The sequence below is a fragment of the Microbacterium sp. DWRC1-3 genome (assembly GCF_049896645.1).
Taxonomy (GTDB): domain Bacteria; phylum Actinomycetota; class Actinomycetes; order Actinomycetales; family Microbacteriaceae; genus Microbacterium; species Microbacterium maritypicum.
The window spans coordinates 2251441-2268798 of the sequence record NZ_JAFCUS010000001.1 but is presented as its reverse complement, the minus strand read 5'-3'; the positions used below and the strand labels follow the sequence as shown (position 1 = coordinate 2268798).

19 protein-coding genes are annotated in these 17358 nt (G+C 68.4%); 10 read left to right on the top strand and 9 right to left on the bottom strand.

Annotated features, from left to right (window positions below):
- Positions 1–32 precede the first annotated feature (32 nt).
- Positions 33–1109, bottom strand: coding sequence for an ABC transporter substrate-binding protein (locus tag ACP699_RS11015; protein WP_426171115.1), 1077 nt, complete (start codon positions 1107–1109; stop codon positions 33–35).
- Between the two features lie 193 nt (positions 1110–1302).
- Here ACP699_RS11015 and ACP699_RS11010 point away from each other — a divergent pair, with 193 nt between their 5' ends.
- From ACP699_RS11010 to ACP699_RS10990, 5 genes are read left to right on the top strand one after another with little or no spacing between them, the layout of a single operon-like run.
- Entirely contained in the window at positions 1303–2307 is a 1005-nt protein-coding gene (locus ACP699_RS11010; RefSeq protein WP_426171571.1) for an alcohol dehydrogenase catalytic domain-containing protein, read from the top strand.
- A gap of 30 nt (positions 2308–2337) precedes the next feature.
- Positions 2338–3516, top strand: coding sequence for a CaiB/BaiF CoA transferase family protein (locus ACP699_RS11005; protein ID WP_426171112.1), 1179 nt, complete (start codon positions 2338–2340; stop codon positions 3514–3516).
- The gene (locus ACP699_RS11000; RefSeq protein ID WP_055875211.1) at positions 3516–4379 is read left to right on the top strand and encodes an amidohydrolase family protein; all 864 of its coding nucleotides are present in this window, start codon (positions 3516–3518) and stop codon (positions 4377–4379) included. Before ACP699_RS11005 ends, ACP699_RS11000 begins: the two co-directional genes overlap by 1 nt.
- A gap of 21 nt (positions 4380–4400) precedes the next feature.
- Positions 4401–5243: an extradiol ring-cleavage dioxygenase gene (locus tag ACP699_RS10995; RefSeq protein WP_151487459.1), complete on the top strand. Its 843-nt coding sequence runs from the start codon at positions 4401–4403 to the stop codon at positions 5241–5243.
- Positions 5240–5587 carry a hypothetical protein gene (locus ACP699_RS10990; protein WP_157535661.1) on the top strand — a complete coding sequence of 116 codons (348 nt, stop codon included), beginning with the start codon at positions 5240–5242 and terminating at the stop codon, positions 5585–5587. Before ACP699_RS10995 ends, ACP699_RS10990 begins: the two co-directional genes overlap by 4 nt.
- Before the next feature lie 357 nt (positions 5588–5944).
- Here ACP699_RS10990 and ACP699_RS10985 read toward each other — a convergent pair whose 3' ends face one another.
- Both ACP699_RS10985 and ACP699_RS10980 read right to left on the bottom strand, forming a co-directional pair.
- On the bottom strand, positions 5945–7471 hold the full coding sequence (locus ACP699_RS10985; RefSeq protein ID WP_426171108.1) for a hypothetical protein: 1527 nt from the start codon (positions 7469–7471) through the stop codon (positions 5945–5947).
- 102 nt (positions 7472–7573) lie between these two features.
- The gene (locus tag ACP699_RS10980) at positions 7574–8569 is read right to left on the bottom strand and encodes a hypothetical protein (protein WP_426171106.1); all 996 of its coding nucleotides are present in this window, start codon (positions 8567–8569) and stop codon (positions 7574–7576) included.
- Positions 8570–9128: 559 nt separating this feature from the next.
- On the opposite strand from ACP699_RS10980, the gene dnaB reads away from it, so the two are divergent.
- Positions 9129–10502 carry a replicative DNA helicase gene (dnaB, locus tag ACP699_RS10975; protein ID WP_082524306.1) on the top strand — a complete coding sequence of 458 codons (1374 nt, stop codon included), beginning with the start codon at positions 9129–9131 and terminating at the stop codon, positions 10500–10502.
- Positions 10503–10647: 145 nt separating this feature from the next.
- Positions 10648–11697 carry a S66 family peptidase gene (locus ACP699_RS10970; RefSeq protein ID WP_302793866.1) on the top strand — a complete coding sequence of 350 codons (1050 nt, stop codon included), beginning with the start codon at positions 10648–10650 and terminating at the stop codon, positions 11695–11697.
- Between the two features lie 308 nt (positions 11698–12005).
- Here the strand turns inward: ACP699_RS10970 and trxA are convergent, their stop codons facing one another.
- Complete coding sequence (gene trxA / locus ACP699_RS10965) at positions 12006–12386, bottom strand: thioredoxin (protein WP_219869859.1); 381 nt, start codon at positions 12384–12386, stop codon at positions 12006–12008.
- Between the two features lie 42 nt (positions 12387–12428).
- Positions 12429–12800, bottom strand: a complete 372-nt coding sequence (locus ACP699_RS10960; protein WP_426171101.1) for a rhodanese-like domain-containing protein — start codon at positions 12798–12800, stop codon at positions 12429–12431.
- Between the two features lie 55 nt (positions 12801–12855).
- Between ACP699_RS10960 and ACP699_RS10955 the strand changes: the two genes are divergently transcribed.
- Positions 12856–13548 (top strand): DUF4395 domain-containing protein, encoded by a 693-nt coding sequence (locus ACP699_RS10955; RefSeq protein WP_206516649.1) that lies wholly within the window; start codon positions 12856–12858, stop codon positions 13546–13548.
- A gap of 25 nt (positions 13549–13573) precedes the next feature.
- Here ACP699_RS10955 and ACP699_RS10950 read toward each other — a convergent pair whose 3' ends face one another.
- On the bottom strand, positions 13574–14164 hold the full coding sequence (locus ACP699_RS10950; protein WP_055875194.1) for a DUF2165 domain-containing protein: 591 nt from the start codon (positions 14162–14164) through the stop codon (positions 13574–13576).
- A gap of 105 nt (positions 14165–14269) precedes the next feature.
- On the opposite strand from ACP699_RS10950, the gene ACP699_RS10945 reads away from it, so the two are divergent.
- Complete coding sequence (locus tag ACP699_RS10945; RefSeq protein WP_426171098.1) at positions 14270–14884, top strand: class I SAM-dependent methyltransferase; 615 nt, start codon at positions 14270–14272, stop codon at positions 14882–14884.
- Between the two features lie 28 nt (positions 14885–14912).
- Here the strand turns inward: ACP699_RS10945 and ACP699_RS10940 are convergent, their stop codons facing one another.
- Positions 14913–15368, bottom strand: coding sequence for an Lrp/AsnC family transcriptional regulator (locus ACP699_RS10940; protein ID WP_017829836.1), 456 nt, complete (start codon positions 15366–15368; stop codon positions 14913–14915).
- A gap of 98 nt (positions 15369–15466) precedes the next feature.
- Between ACP699_RS10940 and ACP699_RS10935 the strand changes: the two genes are divergently transcribed.
- Positions 15467–16090 carry a LysE family translocator gene (locus tag ACP699_RS10935; protein ID WP_426171095.1) on the top strand — a complete coding sequence of 208 codons (624 nt, stop codon included), beginning with the start codon at positions 15467–15469 and terminating at the stop codon, positions 16088–16090.
- 37 nt (positions 16091–16127) lie between these two features.
- On the opposite strand, the gene ACP699_RS10930 is transcribed toward ACP699_RS10935, so the two are convergent.
- Both ACP699_RS10930 and ACP699_RS10925 read right to left on the bottom strand, forming a co-directional pair.
- The gene (locus ACP699_RS10930; RefSeq protein ID WP_017829834.1) at positions 16128–16355 is read right to left on the bottom strand and encodes an RNA-binding S4 domain-containing protein; all 228 of its coding nucleotides are present in this window, start codon (positions 16353–16355) and stop codon (positions 16128–16130) included.
- 124 nt (positions 16356–16479) lie between these two features.
- Positions 16480–17325 (bottom strand): hypothetical protein, encoded by an 846-nt coding sequence (locus ACP699_RS10925; RefSeq protein ID WP_426171092.1) that lies wholly within the window; start codon positions 17323–17325, stop codon positions 16480–16482.
- Between the last annotated feature and the right edge of the window lie 33 nt (positions 17326–17358).

Sequence of the window (17358 nt, the reverse complement as noted above, 5' to 3'; positions counted from 1 at the left end):
AACGGTGGGGCCTCTTCGTGTGGCTCAGCGGGTCACGGGTAGGGCAGCGTCGCAGGTCCCTCGTTGTCGAGGCCCAGGAGCTCCTGCGCCTTGCGGAGGTAGACGAGCTGCTCTGCGTCGAACTCGAGCGGTTCGAGCTTCTGCGTCTCGATGGTGGTGTCCCATGCCTCGTCGTCGAAGTACAGGTTCGGGCAGGCGAGGTGACCGTCGAGGATCCAGACGCTGTCCGAACCCCGCAGTTCCGCGACGTCGAAGTCGTTGGCCTCGTAGATGTCCAGCGCCTCCTCCGCGTTCTCGGGGAACTCGCCGGGCGCGGGTGCGGTCATGAAGTCGGTGCCCTTGAGCGTGGCCCGCAGGAACCGGACCAGACTGTTCGGGTTCTCCTGCGCCCACTTCGTGCCGGCGATCTGCACGTCGTTCGCCCAGTTGCGCAGCGACTCCACGACGATGTTCGCGCCGTGCTCCTCGAGGGCGGCCCTGTCGTCGGCGTAGAACGGCTGCAGGGTGATCTTGTCGTTGACGAAGAACTCCGTCCACGACTCCGATCCCGGGCCCGGGTAGACGATCTCGGCGTTGATCGACGAGACGTCCCAGCCCTCCTCCTTCAGAACCTGCGCCCGCTGGAACTCGGCCGGGTCGCCGGGGGTGCCGGCCAGCACGATCGAGGTGCCGTCGAGGTCGTCGACGCTCTTGATGTCGGACTGCACCGCGAAGTCGAAATTCTGCCGGCAGTAGTGACCGGAGACCAGGTCGATCTCGACGCCGCCGCGGATGGCATCGATCACGGTACCGGTCGACTCCACGCCGATGTCGGCGCTGCCGCTGGCAACCGCGGCCGTGACGTTGTCGGCGGTGATGACCTCGACGGTGAGGCCCTCGTCTTCGTAATAGCCGAGGTCGGTCGCGAGGACGAACATCGAGTACATCGTGATGTCGGGGAAGGGGATGGCCACGGTGATGCTGGTGTCCTCCGCTGCTCCGGGTTCGCCGTCTCCGAGGTCGACGGGTCCTTCCGGTGTCGGTGTCGACGAGGCGCAGGCGGCGAGCAGCGTCAGTGCTGCAGCACCCCCGACCACGGCGATGCCGAGTCTGTTTCTTGTCGTGCGCATGACTCTCCATTCGGGCAAGTGCGTGCGACTCCTCCGTGGAGTGGGGCGCCTCACGCGGATTTTGGGATACGGTATCCAATTTGGAATCACGTGTCCATGCTTTGCGGGATATCGTGCCCGAACAGGGTCTAGACGGGCCCGGTGTAAATTGGATACAGTATCCCAAACAGATCCCCGCGATGAAGAGGTGAAGATGCGTGCCGCCGTGCTGAGCAGCCACGACCTGGACGGATTGACCGTCGCAGAAGTGGATGTTCCGGCGCCGGGAGCCGACGAGGTGCTCGTGCGCGTCGACACCGTTGGCGTGAATCAGCTCGACCTCAATGTCATCGCCGGCATCGGCCCTGGAGCGCAGGCGCAGCTGCCCCGCATCCTCGGCATCGACCCGGCGGGGGAGATCATCGCGGTCGGGGCCGGCGTCGACCAGCGACGTATCGGGCAGACCGTCGTCGTGAAGCCCAACATCGCCTGCGGGGCGTGCGCCCGCTGCCAGGCTGGAGACGAAGCCGACTGCCCGAAGCAGACCGTCGTCGGCGTGCACCGCGACGGTGGTGCGGCGGAGTTCGTCGCCGTCCCCGCTCGCAACGCGATCGATCGCCATGGCCTCGATGCCGCGCAGGCGACCGCCGTGGTGCACAGCGCCTCGATCGTCATCAACGCCGTCCGCACCGTCGCGCTCTCCGCGGGGGACCGGGTTCTCGTCACCGGCGCGGGTGGCACGCTCGGCCGCGCGGCCGTGGCCATCGCGCTCGCTCGCGGGGCCGAGGTCGTCGCGGCTTCCCGTCGTCACCTCGCACCGCTCGGGGACGAGCAGGTCGTGCAGGCTTCGGGTTCCGAGGCCCTCTCGGCAGCCCTCGGTGCGGGAGAGGGTTTCGACGTCGTGCTCGACGTCTCCGGCCACGCTCCGACCTTGAGCGCGGGAATCGCCGCGTTGCGATGGGGCGGCAGAGCCGTGTTCTGCGCCGCATCGGTCGACAGCGACCTGCGCATCGACGCCCGTGACTTCTATCTGCGTCGCAAGCGACTGTTCGGGGTGGCCAGTGCCCGCTATGAGGACGTGGCCGAAGCGCTCGCGCTCGCCGCCGCCGGTGCGCTGCCCTCGCTCGTCGGCCGACGCTACGCGTTCGACGACATCGCGACGGCGTATCGCGACTTCCCCCGCAAGGGCGACGGGAAGGTCGTCGTCGATGTGCGCTGACCGCCGTCGGTATCGAAGAGGAGACCAGAAGTGACGAGTACTGCATCCCCGGGCGCCGGAGCGCTGGCCGGGATCCGCGTGGTCGAGCTGGGTCAGTACATCTCGGGCCCGTTCGCCGCCAAGCTGCTCGCCGAACTCGGTGCCGACGTCGTCAAGGTCGAGTCGCCCGAGGGCGACCCGATGCGCCGGTGGGAGGGGCGGGCGAGCATGAGCCCGCAGTTCGCCGCCTACAACCGGGGCAAGCGCGGCGTGGTGCTCGACCTCAAGAGCACCGAGGGGCTCGCCGCCCTGTTCGCCCTGGTCGACGATGCCGACATCGTGCTCGACAACTTCCGCCCCGGCGTCGCCGAACGGCTCGGCTTCGGCCCGGACGCGCTGCATGCCCGCAACCCGCGGGTGATCACGTGTTCGATCACCGGCTTCGGCCCCACCGGCCCCGCCGCGAAGCGCCCCGCCTACGACACCGTCATCTCGGCCACCGGAGGCATGTACAGCCAGGTGGTCCCGGCCTCAACGATCCGTCCGCTGGGACCGGCGTTCTCCGATCTGCTGTCGGGGATGTCCGCCGTGCAGGCCGTGCTCGCCGCCCTCCACGCACGCGACGTCAGCGGGGTGGGCGAGCATGTCGAGGTCACGATGGTCGGAGCCCTGCTCGACTTCCTCACCGAATCCGCCTCGGCATTCCTCGAGACGGGCCAGGTCTCCTCTCCCGACTCGCGCCCGCGTCGTGCGCAGGCCTACGCCTGCCGGGGCTCGGACGACAGGGCGTTCGTGATCCACATGTCGGTGCCCGAGAAGTTCTGGACCGGGCTTCTCGACGTGCTCGAGCGGCCCGACCTCGCCGCCGACCCGCGCTTCTCGACCCGCGAGGCGCGTGTGCGCAACTACGACGAACTCGACGGGGTGCTCAAGCAGATCACCGCCACCCGGCCCCGCCAGTACTGGCTCGACCGTCTCGCCGCGCACGACATCCCGCACGGCCCCCTGAACACCATGGGCGACCTGTTCGACGATCCGCAGATCGCGAGCATGGGGCTGGTCGAGGAGATCGAGGGGCCGGACGGTGCGCTGCGCGTGCCGGTGCCCAGCATCCGATTCCACCGCTCCGGTCGGCCAGAGCTGCGCTACGCGCCCGCGCTCGGCGCCGACACCGAGGAGATCACCGGGCTGCCCACCGCATCCCTCACCCCCACGAAAGGGACAGCCTGATGCCCGGCATCGACGACCTCGTCGCGATCGACGTCCACACCCACCCGCAGACCGAGGAGTTCATCGCGGCGATGGGTCAGCGGCACTCCCAGATGTCGGCGCACTTCGGGCGCGAGCGGCCGGTCGTGTCGTTCGCCGAGCAGGCCGATCAGTACCGCGACCGCAAGATGATGGCCGTGATCGTGAACTCCGACTCGGAGACCACGAGCGGCATCAAGGGCGCGCCCAACGACCTGCTCGGCAAAGCCCAGCAGGACCACCCCGATGTGTTCCTCGCCTTCGCCGGCATCGATCCGTGGAAGGGCGAGGCCGCGGTCGCCGAGATCCGTCGGATGCACGACGAGTACGGCATCAAGGGCGTCGGCGAGCTCAACCCGTCGCGGCAGAAGTTCCTCGCGAACGACCGGCGCTTCTTCCCGATCTGGGAGACCTGCGCCGAACTCGGACTCGTGGTGATGTTCCACTCCGGATTCCCCGGAGCCGGCGCGGGCACCCCCGGCGGTGGTGGCTACCGCCTCGAGAACGCCCGCCCCGTGCCGTACATCGACGACGTGGCGGCCGAGTTCCCCGAGCTGAACATCATCAGCGCGCACCCGGCATGGCCGTGGCACCTCGAGAACCTGGCGATGGTCTGGCACAAGTCGAACGTGTATCTCGACCTGTCGGGCTGGGCGCCGAAGTACCTGCCGCCCGAGGTGGTCCGCTACGCGGACTCGCTCATCTCCGACCGCGTGCTGTTCGGGTCGGACTGGCCGGTGATGACCGCGGACCGCTGGATGACCGAGTTCGACGAGCTCGGGCTCAAAGAGGAGTCGCGCCGGAAGATCCTGCTCGACAACGCACGCAAGCTGTTCCGACTGTGAGCGCGAAGGAAGGAGCCGATCGTGGCTGAACTGGTGATGGCCGCGGCGACCCCGCACAACCCGTTGCTGTGGCGGGCGATGCGCGAGCCTTATCCCTCCGACCTCGTCGCGGTGGAGGCGAACTTCCGTCGCATCCGCGAAGCGATCACGGACGCCGGCGTCGATACGCTCATCGTGCTCGGCACCGACCATGTGCGGCAGTTCTTCTCCGACAACTCGCCCGCGTTCATCGTCGGCAAGGCCGCCTCGTACCACGGCACCTACGAGAACGAGGTGCGCACCTTCGGCATGGAGTACGCCGAGCTCACCGGCAACCAGGAGCTCGCGACACAGATCACCGGTCGCGAGGTGCTGCCCGAGGCGATCGACTTCTCGGTCTCACACGAGTGGCGCCTCGATCACAGCTTCGTGCTCCCGCTGCAGTACGTGCGGCCCGAACTCGACCTGCCGATCGTGCCGATCCACGCGAACGCGATCCTCCCGCCACTGCCCACCGCCGCACGATTCGCCGCGCTCGGACAGCACCTGCGCACCGCGGTCGAGTCCTGGGACAGCGACGCCAGGGTGGGACTTCTCACCTCGGGCCATATGGCCACCGACGTCGGCGGCCCGCGCACGTTCAACGGCTCGCCCGACCCGGAGTTCGATGCCGAGGCGGTGGCCTGGATGCGTGACGGCGACCTCGACGGTGCGATCGCCGGGTGCCGGTTCGACCGCATCATGGCCGCGGGCAACGTCACCTATCAGTATGTGAACATCGTGGCGGCGCTCGCCGCGATGCAGGGCCGCCCCGCCGACCTCGCCGAGGCGACGACCTCGCGCTTCGCATCCAGTCCGTTCTTCCTGTGGAGGGCCGCATCGTGAGCCGGTACATGATGAACAAGTTCATCCGCGCCGTCGAGATGAGCACCGCGAACGTGAACGCCTACGTCGCCGACACCGAGGGTTTCGTCGATGGCTGGCTCGCCGGGGGAGCGGGCCCCGATGCGGCTGCCGACGACCGGGTGCTGACCCCCGAGGAGCGCACTGCTTTCGTGGAACGCGACTACGGGGCGCTGTACGGTCTCGGCGCGCACCCCTATCTGCTCTGGCACTTCACCGAAGCGGTCTACGAGCACGAGTACACCGAGGGTTCCGGATGGCGGGAACTCGTGGAGCGCTACCGCGCCGCGATCATCCCGCACGGCGAGGTCGACGACATCCCCTGATCCTGCCTCACCGCGTGCACCGGGTGCTCCCGATTCCCGGCGCGGGTTCGTGGGACCAGCTGCGCACCGGTTTCGCGGGACGTCTGTCGGGAGCATCCGGCCGCGCGCGGTCCGGGCGGGCACTTGCTCCCTGCGTCCGTCCGAACTCCCGACAGGCGGACCGCCGGGTGCTTCCGCGCGGGCGCGACGGATGCCCCGTGGGTGGGGTTTCCACGGGGCATCCGCCCGATCTGCGCCGGCGTCGCACGACGGGGTGAGCGGGGGGCTACGACCTCGTCGATGTGTGGGGTGGACGCAGCGGCGCACCGGCGGTGCGGGTCTCCTCCCCCGAGGACGGCCGCACCACCGGCGTCATCGCTACGCCGTCAGGCGACGTCGCAGGAGTCCCGCACCTCCGAGGAGGAGCAGGACGGCGGCGAGTGCGACCAGTCCGACCGACGACGCGCCGCCGGTCATCGCGAGTCCCGAAGCCTGACCGGTCGTCGCCGCGCCAGAGGCGAAGGCGGCTGCGGTCGTGCGGACAGGGGCCGTGCCGGGGTCGGTCCCCGGGTTCGTGCCCGGGTTCGTTCCCGGGTTCGTGCCGGGGTCGGTGCCGGGGTCGGTCCCCGGGTTCGTCCCGGTGCCGGGGTCGGTCACCGTCGCCTCGCCGACCACGGAGATGGCGTTGCCGCCCAGCGTGATCGGAAGGCTGATCGGCAGCGCCAGCTGGGTGCCGCCGAGGATGCTGTCAGCTCCCGTGGTGGTGCTGCCTCCGGTCGCGGGTGCGGCCGGAGCGGCGGAGGCACCGGTACCGGTGCGGGTGACGGTGGCGTCGTCGAGCAGCGAGATCGCGTTGCCGGTCACGCCGATGGGGGCGGTGACGGGCGCGGTGATCTGGGTGCCGCCCAGGACGCTGTCGGTGCCGGTGGTGGTGTTGCCTCCGGTGGCCGGGGTGACCGCTGCGGGAGTGGTGCCTCCGGTGCGGGTGACGGTGGCGTCGTCGATCAGCGAGATCGCGTTGCCCGACACCGTGACAGGTGCCGTGATGGGCGCCGTGACCTGCGTGCCGCCGAGGATCGCGTCGTCACCCGAGGTTGCCGCCGAGGTGGCGGGAGCGGTGGAGCCGCTCGGACCGGCAGCGCCGGTACCCGTCGACCGCGCGTCGTCCAGAAGCGAGATCGCGTTGCCCGACACCGTGATCGGTGCCGTGATGGGCGCCGTGACCTGCGTGCCACTGCCGATGCCGTCGTCGCCGGACGTCGTGACGTCCACCGGAGCGGAGGATGCCGGTGCTGCGGCGCCCTGCCCGGTCGGCGCGGTGCTCTCGCTGTCACCGAGCAGCGACACGGCGTTGCCGGTGACGGTGATCGGTGCGTTGACCGCGAGGAGCGCCTGGGTGCCCGAGAGCACTCCGTCCAGGCCGTTCGTGGTCACCAGAGGCGCCTCGGCCGGGGTCCCGGCCTGGGGAGCCGGGCTCTGGGGCGTCGCGGCCGGGGCGGCGGTCGTCGACGTGTCGAGTACGCTCACCGCGTTGTTCGCCACGGTGACCGGGAGGTTGACGGTGACAGCCGCCTGGGTGCCGGATGCCGTACCCGAAGCGCCGCTGGTCTCGACGGCGACAGGCGCCGGGGCCGGAGCGGGTGCGGGAGCCGGTGCTGCGGCGGGCGCCGGAGCCGGAGCCGGTGCCGGAGCTGCGGCGGGGGCCGTGGACACGGCGTCGCCCAGCACCGAGATCGCGTTGTTCACGACCGAGATCGGTGCGGTGATCGCCGTCTCCACCTGTGTGCCGGAGAGCAGTCCGTCGTCCCCGGTCGTCTCGGCCGCGTTCGCGGCCGTCGCGCCGAGAAGCGTGACGCCTCCGGCGATGAGCGCGCCCCAGAGGGCCCGCTTGATGAATGTACGCATGGTCTTTCTCCTGACTGGATCGTTCGTCTGAAGGGTGCGCGCGATCAGAGTGCGCGCGCAGCACTGCTTCTGTCGTTCCCGGGGGAACGACGTGACGAACCGTCAGTCAGGAGAGACGTCGGTGTCGGCGACCGGCGACGAAGGAAGCTCGTCGTCGGAGGCCCCGGATGTCCGCTCACCAGCACGGAGCGGAGAAGAGTTCGCGTCGCTGAGGCGCGCGGGAGAGGCGCCGCTTCCGCCGCCGGGACCGGCGGAGGACGACGCGGGAACCGTGCTGCCCGGCGGGCTCGACGGCGGCGGGTCGGCGGGCACACGAGTGGTGTCGTCGCCGGCGCCGGTGGCGCCGTCCGCGGCGGAGAGCACGCTCGGAGGCGGGGATCCGGCCGGGGGCAGAGCTGTCGACGTGACCGGGGGCATCGTCGCGATGTCCTCCGCGATGATCACGGTCGGGGTCGTCGTCACCGCAGGCTCGGTGATGCTCTCCGGCCCCTCGCCGGGTTCGGGCGAGGTCGGGTCGAGGGCCTCGAGCACGGGAGGAATGGTCTCATTCGTGACGTTCCCGAGAAGTGCGGTGGTGTCATCGACCACGCCGACCACGTCGCCCACCGCGGAGATCAGGCCGAGGTCGGAGGCGAGCCCGCCGACCACCGGGATGCCGGAGACCGTGTCGAGAATCGGATCGGTGATCTGGGAGACCGGTGCGCCGGTCAGTACGTCGGTGACCGGCGCGACGACCGCCGTCGTGGTCTCCGTCACGGCATGGACCACGGGAGCGACCGCCGGCCCGGCGACCGGAGCGTTCACGACCGGCGCGGTCACGGTGGTGACGACGGCCGGGACGGCCTGCTGCACGGGGGCGACCACCTGTGTGACCACGGGAGCGACGACCTCTGTGACGATGGGTGCCACGGGGGCCGTGACGGCCGACACCGTGTTGCTGACCAGCGAGGTGAGCCCGTCGAGCGGCCCGTCTTCCTGGTCGTCCGCATGCGCGGATCCGCCCGAGAGGAGGACGGTGAGCGTCGCCCAGGCGAGCACGCCGATGCCACCCCAGAAGACGACGGCAGGTGTGCCGCGTCGGGTGGCCCGAACGTCCACGTCAACCTCCCCCTCAGAAGGTGATCTCGTGTGCCTCCCCCTCAGAAAGCCACGAATCTCGACGGAGCTGCGTCGATTGGAGGCGACGATACTCGCGGCCGCACGATCTGTCTAGGGGGTTCTCCGCGCGTTTCCGGGGATGTCGGGGTGTGACGCGCCCGGAGAAATCTCGGCTTGACTTTCCCCAGGTTCTACACATCCCATCCCCGAAGAGGGCAACCTTCAACGCCCGATTTAAACTGATTTTCATCCACAGGCTGGGGAAAGGGCAAACGCCAGATCAGGGCAGATAAAAAAGTTTGCTTTCCCACTCCTCCACGGGGTTATCCACACCCGTTGTGCACAGACACTCCGACTTTGTCCGCACGCTTTCCACATGGTTATCCACAGGCCGTGTTGCATGTGGAAAGAGTCGCTCGTAGCGTGGGCGAGCGACCGAATGTCGGAGGCACCTGTTTTGCTGTTCAGGGTGGCGTGAGGGCCGAGATCCATACAGGCCCCGCCGTCGAGGCGTCTCCTCGGAACATCGCATCGGAAACGTCGCATCGAAGGGAAGACTGTGTCGATCGCTGACATCTCAGAGGAGCGCATGGGCGCGAAGCGCGCGCCCGAGCGCACGCCTCCCCACGACCTCCTCGCCGAGCAGAGCGCGCTGGGCGGAATGCTCCTGTCGAAGGATGCGGTCGCCGATGTGATCGAGACGCTCAAGGGCGCCGACTTCTACATCCCCAAGCACGAGCTGATCTTCGAGGCCATCCTCTCGCTGTACTCGCACGGCGAGCCCACCGACGTGGTCGCCGTCACCGATGAGCTCATCAAGACGGGCGAGCTCGGCCGCGCCGGCGGTGCCGACTACCTGCACACCCTGACCTCGATCGTGCCCACGGCCGCGAACGCCGGCTACTACGCCGGCATCGTCTCGGAGCGCGCGATCCTGCGCCGGCTCGTCGACGCCGGCACCCGCATCGTGCAGCTCGGCTATGCCGGTGAGGGCGACGCGACCGACATCGTCAACAACGCCCAGGCCGAGATCTACTCGATCACCGGATCCGAGACCGCCGAAGACTACGTCCCCCTGCAGATCGCCGTCGATGCCGCCCTCGAGGAGATCGAGGCCGCCAGCGGTCGCGACGGATCCATGACCGGCGTTCCGACCGGCTTCAAGGAGCTCGACGAGCTCACGAACGGCCTGCACGGCGGTCAGATGATCGTCGTCGCCGCTCGACCCGCCATGGGTAAGTCCACGCTCGCGCTCGACTTCGCCCGCTCGGCATCCATCGGCCACAACCTCCCCTCCGTCTTCTTCTCGCTCGAGATGGGCAAGAGCGAGATCGCGATGCGTCTGCTCAGCGCCGAGGGTGCGATCCCTCTGCAGAACATGCGAAAGGGAAACCTCGACCCGCGCGACTGGACCACCGTCGCCGCGACCCGAGGCCGCATCAACGACGCCCCGCTCTACATCGACGACAGCCCGAACATGACGCTCGTCGAGATCCGTGCCAAATGCCGTCGACTCAAGCAGCGCGAGGGCCTGCGCATGGTCATCATCGACTACCTGCAGCTCATGACATCGGGCAAGCGCGTCGAGTCGCGTCAGCAGGAGGTCTCGGAGTTCTCGCGAAGCCTCAAGCTCATCGCCAAGGAGCTGCAGGTTCCGGTCATCGCCCTCTCGCAACTGAACCGTGGTCCCGAGCAGCGCACCGACAAGAAGCCCGCGATCAGCGACCTGCGAGAGTCCGGCTCGATCGAGCAGGACGCCGACATGGTCATCCTGCTGCACCGCGACTCGGTCTACGACAAGGACGTGCGTCCGGGCGAGGCCGACCTCATCGTCGCCAAGCACCGTAACGGACCTACCGCGACGATCACGGTCGCGTTCCAGGGGCACTACTCGCGCTTCATGGACATGGCCCCCGGCGGCGACTTCAACTGAGTGTTTAGGTTCCGCGTGGAGATGTCAGATTCAGAGCGAGATGTCGGTGAGTTGCGGGATCCGACACTTTGCGTGAATTTCGTCGAATCACGCCGGGCGAGCAGGCGCGCTCGGGGTCATTTCAGGGGTCTGGTCTAATTGGTGGATGGTCGCGAAGGCGTTTGAAGCCGTCCCCAAAGCACGTCCCGGTGACCGTGTTGCCGTGATCTCGCCGGCATCCGCCGCTCCAGCGATCTCACCCGCATTGCACGAGCAGGCGATGCGGCGTCTGACCGAGGCGACGGGGCTGATCCCGGTGGAGTACCCGACTACGCGTCAGTTGGGTGCGAGTGCGGAGGCCCGAGCCGCCGACGTGACCGCGGCGTTCGCCGATCCGGATATTCGGGCTGTACTGGCGACAATCGGTGGCGATGACCAGGTGACGGTGGTCCCGCACATCGACACGGGCGTGCTCGTGGCGAACCCGAAACCGTTCGTCGGCTACAGCGACAATACGAACCTGCACAACCTGCTCTGGAACCTCGGCGTGCCGACCTTCTATGGCGGATCCACCCAGGTGCATCTCGGGCCCGGACCGTACCTCGACGACGTCCACCTGCAGTCCCTGCGCGCGGCGCTGGTTGACGGCGGCACGCTCGAGCTCACCGAACCCGGCGAGTCCGAGGACTTCGGGCATCCATGGGACGATCCCCGCGCCCTGACGGAATTCGGAGCGCGCGAGGCCACCGAAGCATGGACCTGGGCTGGTCCCGGAGATGTCGTGTCGGGGACGAGCTGGGGCGGCTGCATTGAGGTTATCGACCAGATCGCTCTCGCAGGCCGAATGCCCGACCTAAGCCACCTGCAGGGTGCGATTCTTCTGTTGGAGACCGGCGGGGAGGGGCCGCCCGCAGTCCAGGTCAAGCGCTGGGTGCGCGCCCTGGGCGAGCGCGGAGTGCTCGACGTCGTTGCCGGTGTGCTCGTCGCCCGACCTCCGGTCAGTGAACTTGGCGCACTCGTGCCGCCCGCCGACGAGCGTGCGCGACTGCGAGCCGTCCAGCGGGACACGATCATCGAACAGGTCGCCCGGTACAACCCCGCCGCGGTCGTGTGCGTCGGCGTGCCTTTCGGACACACCCGCCCGCAGTGGATCATTCCGCACGGTGGTACCGTCACCCTCGACGGAACGAACCGGATCGTCGTCGGGGAGTACTAGTTCCGGTCGATCGTCGTCGTCACCCTGGACGAGGTGATCGTACGTTCTGGTGACGTGTAGGGATCCGCCATCTCGCATGGAATCCCGGCTGCGATACCGTTGCCAACTGCCGCGGAATCGCGCCCTTCCCCCGCCATCCCGGGCAGGAACCTACACTGATCTCTCGCCCGAGAATCCGGGCACTGAACCGAGGTCTCGGAACGCCGCCGACGGTGCGACTCGCGCGACGGTACGCTCGGGCTACCCCGCGGGGTATCTCCGCCAGCTCACCGCAGTGACGAAGGCGGCGTCAGCGGCCGAAGAGTCTCTCATGACGGCGCGTGCGCAGACTCGGATCGGCGACGGAGCTGCTCTCTCACCTCTGCCATGTCCAATGCGCGGACAGAGGTGATGACCTGCTCGAGTTGCGCATCATTGAGCGCTCCGGGCTGAGAGAAGACACCGATACCGCCCCGGAACACCATCAGCGTGGGGATGGACCGAATCTGAAAGCCGGCGGCGAGTTCTCGTTCCGATTCGGTATCGACCTTGCCGAAGGTGATATCCGAGTGTGTGTCGGACGCCTTCTCGAAGACGGGCGCGAAGGCGCGGCAGGGGCCGCACCATGCCGCCCAGAAGTCCAAGATCACGATGTCGGTGCGGCTGATGGTGTCTCGGAGGTTGTCGCCGGTGACAGTGAGAGTGGTCATTGTGGTCCTTTCATTCCGAGCCGTGGGTAGCGGGGGCGGACGTCATCGGATGACGGGGAGACCGGTGGCCTCTGCGGCCTCAGAGATCCCGCCCGCGTCCTGCACGTCGAGTCCCGCGGCTTCCATCGCGGCGACCGCCTGCGCGGATCGGTTGCCGGACTGGCAGTAGACGACGTATTCATCCTCGGGATCGAGCTCCGAGATGGTCGTGTCGAATTCCGGGGTTTGAAGGTCGATGTTGATGGCGCCGTCGAGATGGCCCTCGGCGTACTCCGCGGGGGTGCGCACATCGACAACGACCGTGTCTTCGCCGATCGCTACAGAGGGAGACGCCGTGGCAGCGCAGCCGCTCATCGCGACGGAGAGGGCGAGAGCCGCCCCGAGTGCGACGGCTCGCAGGCTACGCCGCGCCATGAGGGTGCCCCTCGCACCGCTGATCGTCGGGGACCCCGTAGAGCGCCTCCTCCACATGCTGACCGCAACCTTCCCACGTTGCTTTACCGCACTGGCCACACGTCACGCGAGCGCACATCTCCTGCACCTTTCTTTGGATCGAAGTGATTCAGATTATACCCCCCGGGGTATTATTTCGTCCATGCGCTCATCTCAGCCCGTGAAGGAACAGCCCGTCGTCGGTCAGTGGGTCGAGGGCATCGGCACTCCGGTCGTGAACGAACGCGCGGTTCGAGCGTCAGCGGGGATCCTGTTCCTGGCTGGTTTCTCGGCGTGGCTCTGGAGTGTGATCACCGGTGACCTGCAGCCGATGCGGATCTTCGGAATCGTGTTCGCCATCGAGATGATGCTGCGGTTGTTCGTCGGAACAGCTTTCACTCCTACGCTCATCCTGGGTGCGCTGATCACTCGCCCGCAGCGTCCGGAGTGGGTGGAGGCGCGGTCGAAGATCCTTGCCTGGGGCATGGGGTTCGGAATGTCCCTCGCGGGGTGCTTCAGCTTGGGATGGTTGGGTCTGCCGACGATCGTCGCTCAGGTGATCTGCGGGGTGTGTCTTCTCCTGCTGTACCTGGAGACAGCCTTCGGGATCTGCCTGGGATGCGTTGTCGCCCAGCGCTTCGCGCGGCGCAAGCCGCAGTTGTGTGCGGGTGACACCTGCGCATACACACCGCCGGCGAAGGGCGAGCAGCACTCGATTCTCCGCGACTGAACCCGGGTCGATGCAGCGACCTCGATCAGCGAGAGGCGTCGCGACGCGGTGCGGTGTCGTCCCAGCGGGGCGAGGGGAGGTGCAGCAGCACCAGGCCGATGCCGGCGATCACCGAGTTGCGGAAGGCGGGATCGAGTCCGTTCCACGAGGTGGAGCGCCACATCTGGAACCACTCGCCGCCGATCGAGATGAACCCGCCCACGAAGAGGAGGATGATCATCACCAGCCCGATCGACGACCACACGCGGGCGGCGTGGAAGCCGTGGCCGAGGAATCCGCGCACGAAGAACACGACCGCGACGATCAGGACGATCGCGCTCAGCGACTCCCAGATGATCACGCCGATGTAGGCGATGTTCCACAGCACGGGGTTGTCGATCGCCCGCCACATCACGTCGGGATCGAGCCCCTTGCCGGCCTCCTGGCCGAAGTTCGTGGTGTCCATCGCCAAGACGTGCTGCACGAAATCGAAGTTGGTGCCGTAGTCGGTGATGTTTCCGAGCGCCACCAGGAAGATGTAGAGCCCGTTCACGAGGACGAGCGCGGCCGCCGCGAAGGGCAGCGAACCGAGAAGGTGCCAACGAGGTGAGCGCACCGGCGCGTCGGTCGTAGTCATGACCAGACAGTATCGGTCGTCGTGTCCGGGCGTCGAGGGGGTGCTGCTGCGGGAGCCGGATACCGTGGACGACGGTGATCGCGAATGGACGCTGAGGGGAGAGCCGTGGTGGACGACTCAGGGAGTGACCGGCGCATCCGAGACGGATACGCCGCACGTGCCGCCGAGTACACGCAGCTGTTCGGCGACATCGGGCAGATGGACGAGGTCGACCGGGAGCGCATCGGGGGCTGGGCGGATGCGGTCGACGGGCGCCTCCTCGATGCCGGGTGCGGCCCGGGGCACTGGACCGCGTTCCTCGCCGAACGAGGGATCGACGCCGAAGGCATCGACCTGGTGCCGGAGTTCGTCGCCGGTGCCTGCGCGCGGTTCCCGCACGTTCCGTATCGGGTGGCATCGCTGACGGACGTCGGCGTCGCGTCGGGCTCCCTCGGCGGCGTGCTCGCCTGGTACTCGCTGATCCACGCAGGGCCGGATGAGCTCGCGGTCCTCCTCGCCCATGCTCGACGCGTTCTCCGCGACGGGGGAGCCCTGTTGGTCGGGTTCTTCGCCGGGGTCGACGGAGAGCCCTTCCCGCATGCCGTCACGACGGCGCACTACTGGTCAGTCGAGGGGCTGTCCGTGCTGCTGGAGCGCGCCGGCTTCCGCGTGGTCGACAGCGACGCCCGAGTGCAGGACGGACGCCGTCCGCACGCATCGATCAGCGCTGTCGCGGTCTGATCGCGGCGCCGGCGCTGTCCTTGCTGCGTCAGGGGATCGGCACGGCCCGATCGGCCCCGAGCCGCTTCATCACCATGGTCGAGGTGAGACGCTGCACGCCGGGCAGGGCGCCGAGGGTGTTGTCGTAGAGCTCCTGGTAGGCGCCCATGTCGCGGGTGAGGATGCGCAGCATGTAGTCGGGGTCGCCGAACAGACGCTGCGCCTCGACGACCGCGGGGATCGCCACGACGGCCTCTTCGAACGCCACGATCGTGTCCTTGTCGGTGCGCCCGATCGTCACGAAGACGATGGCCTCGAAGGTGAGGCCGACCGCTGCCGGGGCGACCACCGCGCGGTACCGCTCGATCGCGCCGGACTGCTCCAGTTCTTTGAGCCGGCGATGACAGGCGGACAGGCTCAGGCCGACCTGCGAGGCGAGGTGGGTCGCGCTCATCCGGCCGTCATCCTGCAGCAGAGAGAGGATCTCCCGGTCGAGTGCGTCCATGACGACAATTCTTGCAGGTGAAGGCGCGGATGGCTCGAAGAATCGGAGCACCTCTCGCGTGATCCTTCGTAGTCTCTTCCTCGGATTGAGGAGAACCGATGGATATCGCTCTGGTGATGCAGTTCTGGGTGGTCGCCGTCATGCTCGCGCTGACCCCCGGCGCCGACTGGGCGTATGCGATCTCCGCCGGCCTGCGTGCCCGCTCCCTTGCACCGTCGATCCTCGGGATGATCGCCGGATACACCGTCGTGATCGTCGCCGTCGCTCTCGGTCTCGGCGCGCTGGTCACCGCGTATCCCGTCACCCTCACGACCCTGACGGTGGCCGGTGCGCTCTACCTGATCTTCCTCGGAGCCACGACCCTGGCCAGCCGTCCGGCTCCGATCGCGGAGAGCGGCGAGCCGATCGCGACCGGAGGGTGGGGGCAGTTCCTGCGCGGATCCGGTGTCAGCGGCATCAACCCGAAGGGGCTCCTGCTGCTCCTCGCCCTGCTGCCGCAGTTCACGAGTCCGAATGGCTGGCCGTCGACGACGCAGATGCTCGCGCTGGGCGGACTGCACCTGCTCAACATCGCGATCGTCTACACGACGGTCGGTCTGCTCGCCCGTCGACTGCTGCGCACCCGGCCCCGCGCGAGTTCGGTGGTCACGCGGATCGCCGGCATCGCCATGACCGTCATCGGCGTGGGCATCCTGATCGAGCAGGTGCTCGAATGGATGTGACGCCTGCGTGAGCGGCGGCTGACGAGGAGTCAGACGGTCACGGGCGGACGCGGACCGTTCGTCCCTCGAACGACACCAGGTCGCCGTCGCGCAACTGGCGTCCTCGGCGGCGGTCGATCTCGCCGTTCACCGTCACGTACCCGTCGATGATGACCTCTTTGGCGTCGCCGCCCGAGTCGAGGAGTCCGGCGAACTTGAGGAACTGCCCGAGGCGGATCACCTCACCGCCGATGGAGATGTCGTCGATCGGATCGGAGTTCGTCATCCTTGAATGCTAATCGGCTTCGAGGCCCGGTGGATGCGACGATGCCGCCGCCCCCGGGTGGGAGCGGCGGCACCGTCGAGCCGGGCGTCTCGGGTCCGCCCGACAGGACGCGGCCCTGATCTGCTCAGTCGATGTCGGTTCCGACGACGGCGAAGTCGGCGCTGAAGTCGATGTCGATCGAGCGGTTGTCCGAGGTGAGCACCGAGGCGTCGTAGGGGCTCACGTCGTCGCCGTCGACATCGAGGTCGGTGATCATCCCCTCGGCCTCGGCGAGTGCGGCGGAGACCAGGGCGCGGATCGTCTCGTCGTCGAGGGTGAGCGTGGGGCCGGTGTCGTCGCCGTCGGCCGCGTCGGTGGAGGTGACGGATGCGACCAGGGCCTCGTCGACCCGGACCTCGGTCTCCGCCCCGGCGGCTGTGGTCAGCTGCACCTCCCAGGTGCCGTCGCGCTTCGCGTCGATCGAGGTGACCTCGCCGTCGGCTGCTCCCCGCGCGGCGTCGGCGATCTCGATGAGCTCGTCGGCAGATGCCGTGCCGATTCCGGTCACCGGGCCGCGGCCGTTCGAGGGGGCGTTGTCGCGGTCGTCGTCTCCGCGGTCGTCGCCGCGCGGACCGTGGTCATCGGCGTCGTGGCGGGGGCCGTCGTCGGACATCGACGAGCGATCGTCGTCGCCGAACTCGTCGCCGATCGCCGCGCCGACCGCGACGCCGCCACCCGCCAGGACGACGGCCGCAGCGATGCCTCCGCCGATGAGGAGCGCGCGCGTGCGGCCGGGCTTCGATGCGGCCGTCGCGGGAGCGGGCACGGGTTCTGCGGCGGGGAAGACCGGGTGCTGTCCGGAGCCCGCGATCGGGGCCTCCGCGCCGGGCGTCGGGGGCGGGGTCACCGGCACGGTCTCCGCATCCGGAGTGCTCTGCGGCGTCTGGTCAGGAGCGGGCGTCTGGTCGGGGGTGGGTGTCTTGTCGTCCATGTCTCGATGGTCTCCCGCGGGCGCTGAAGCCTC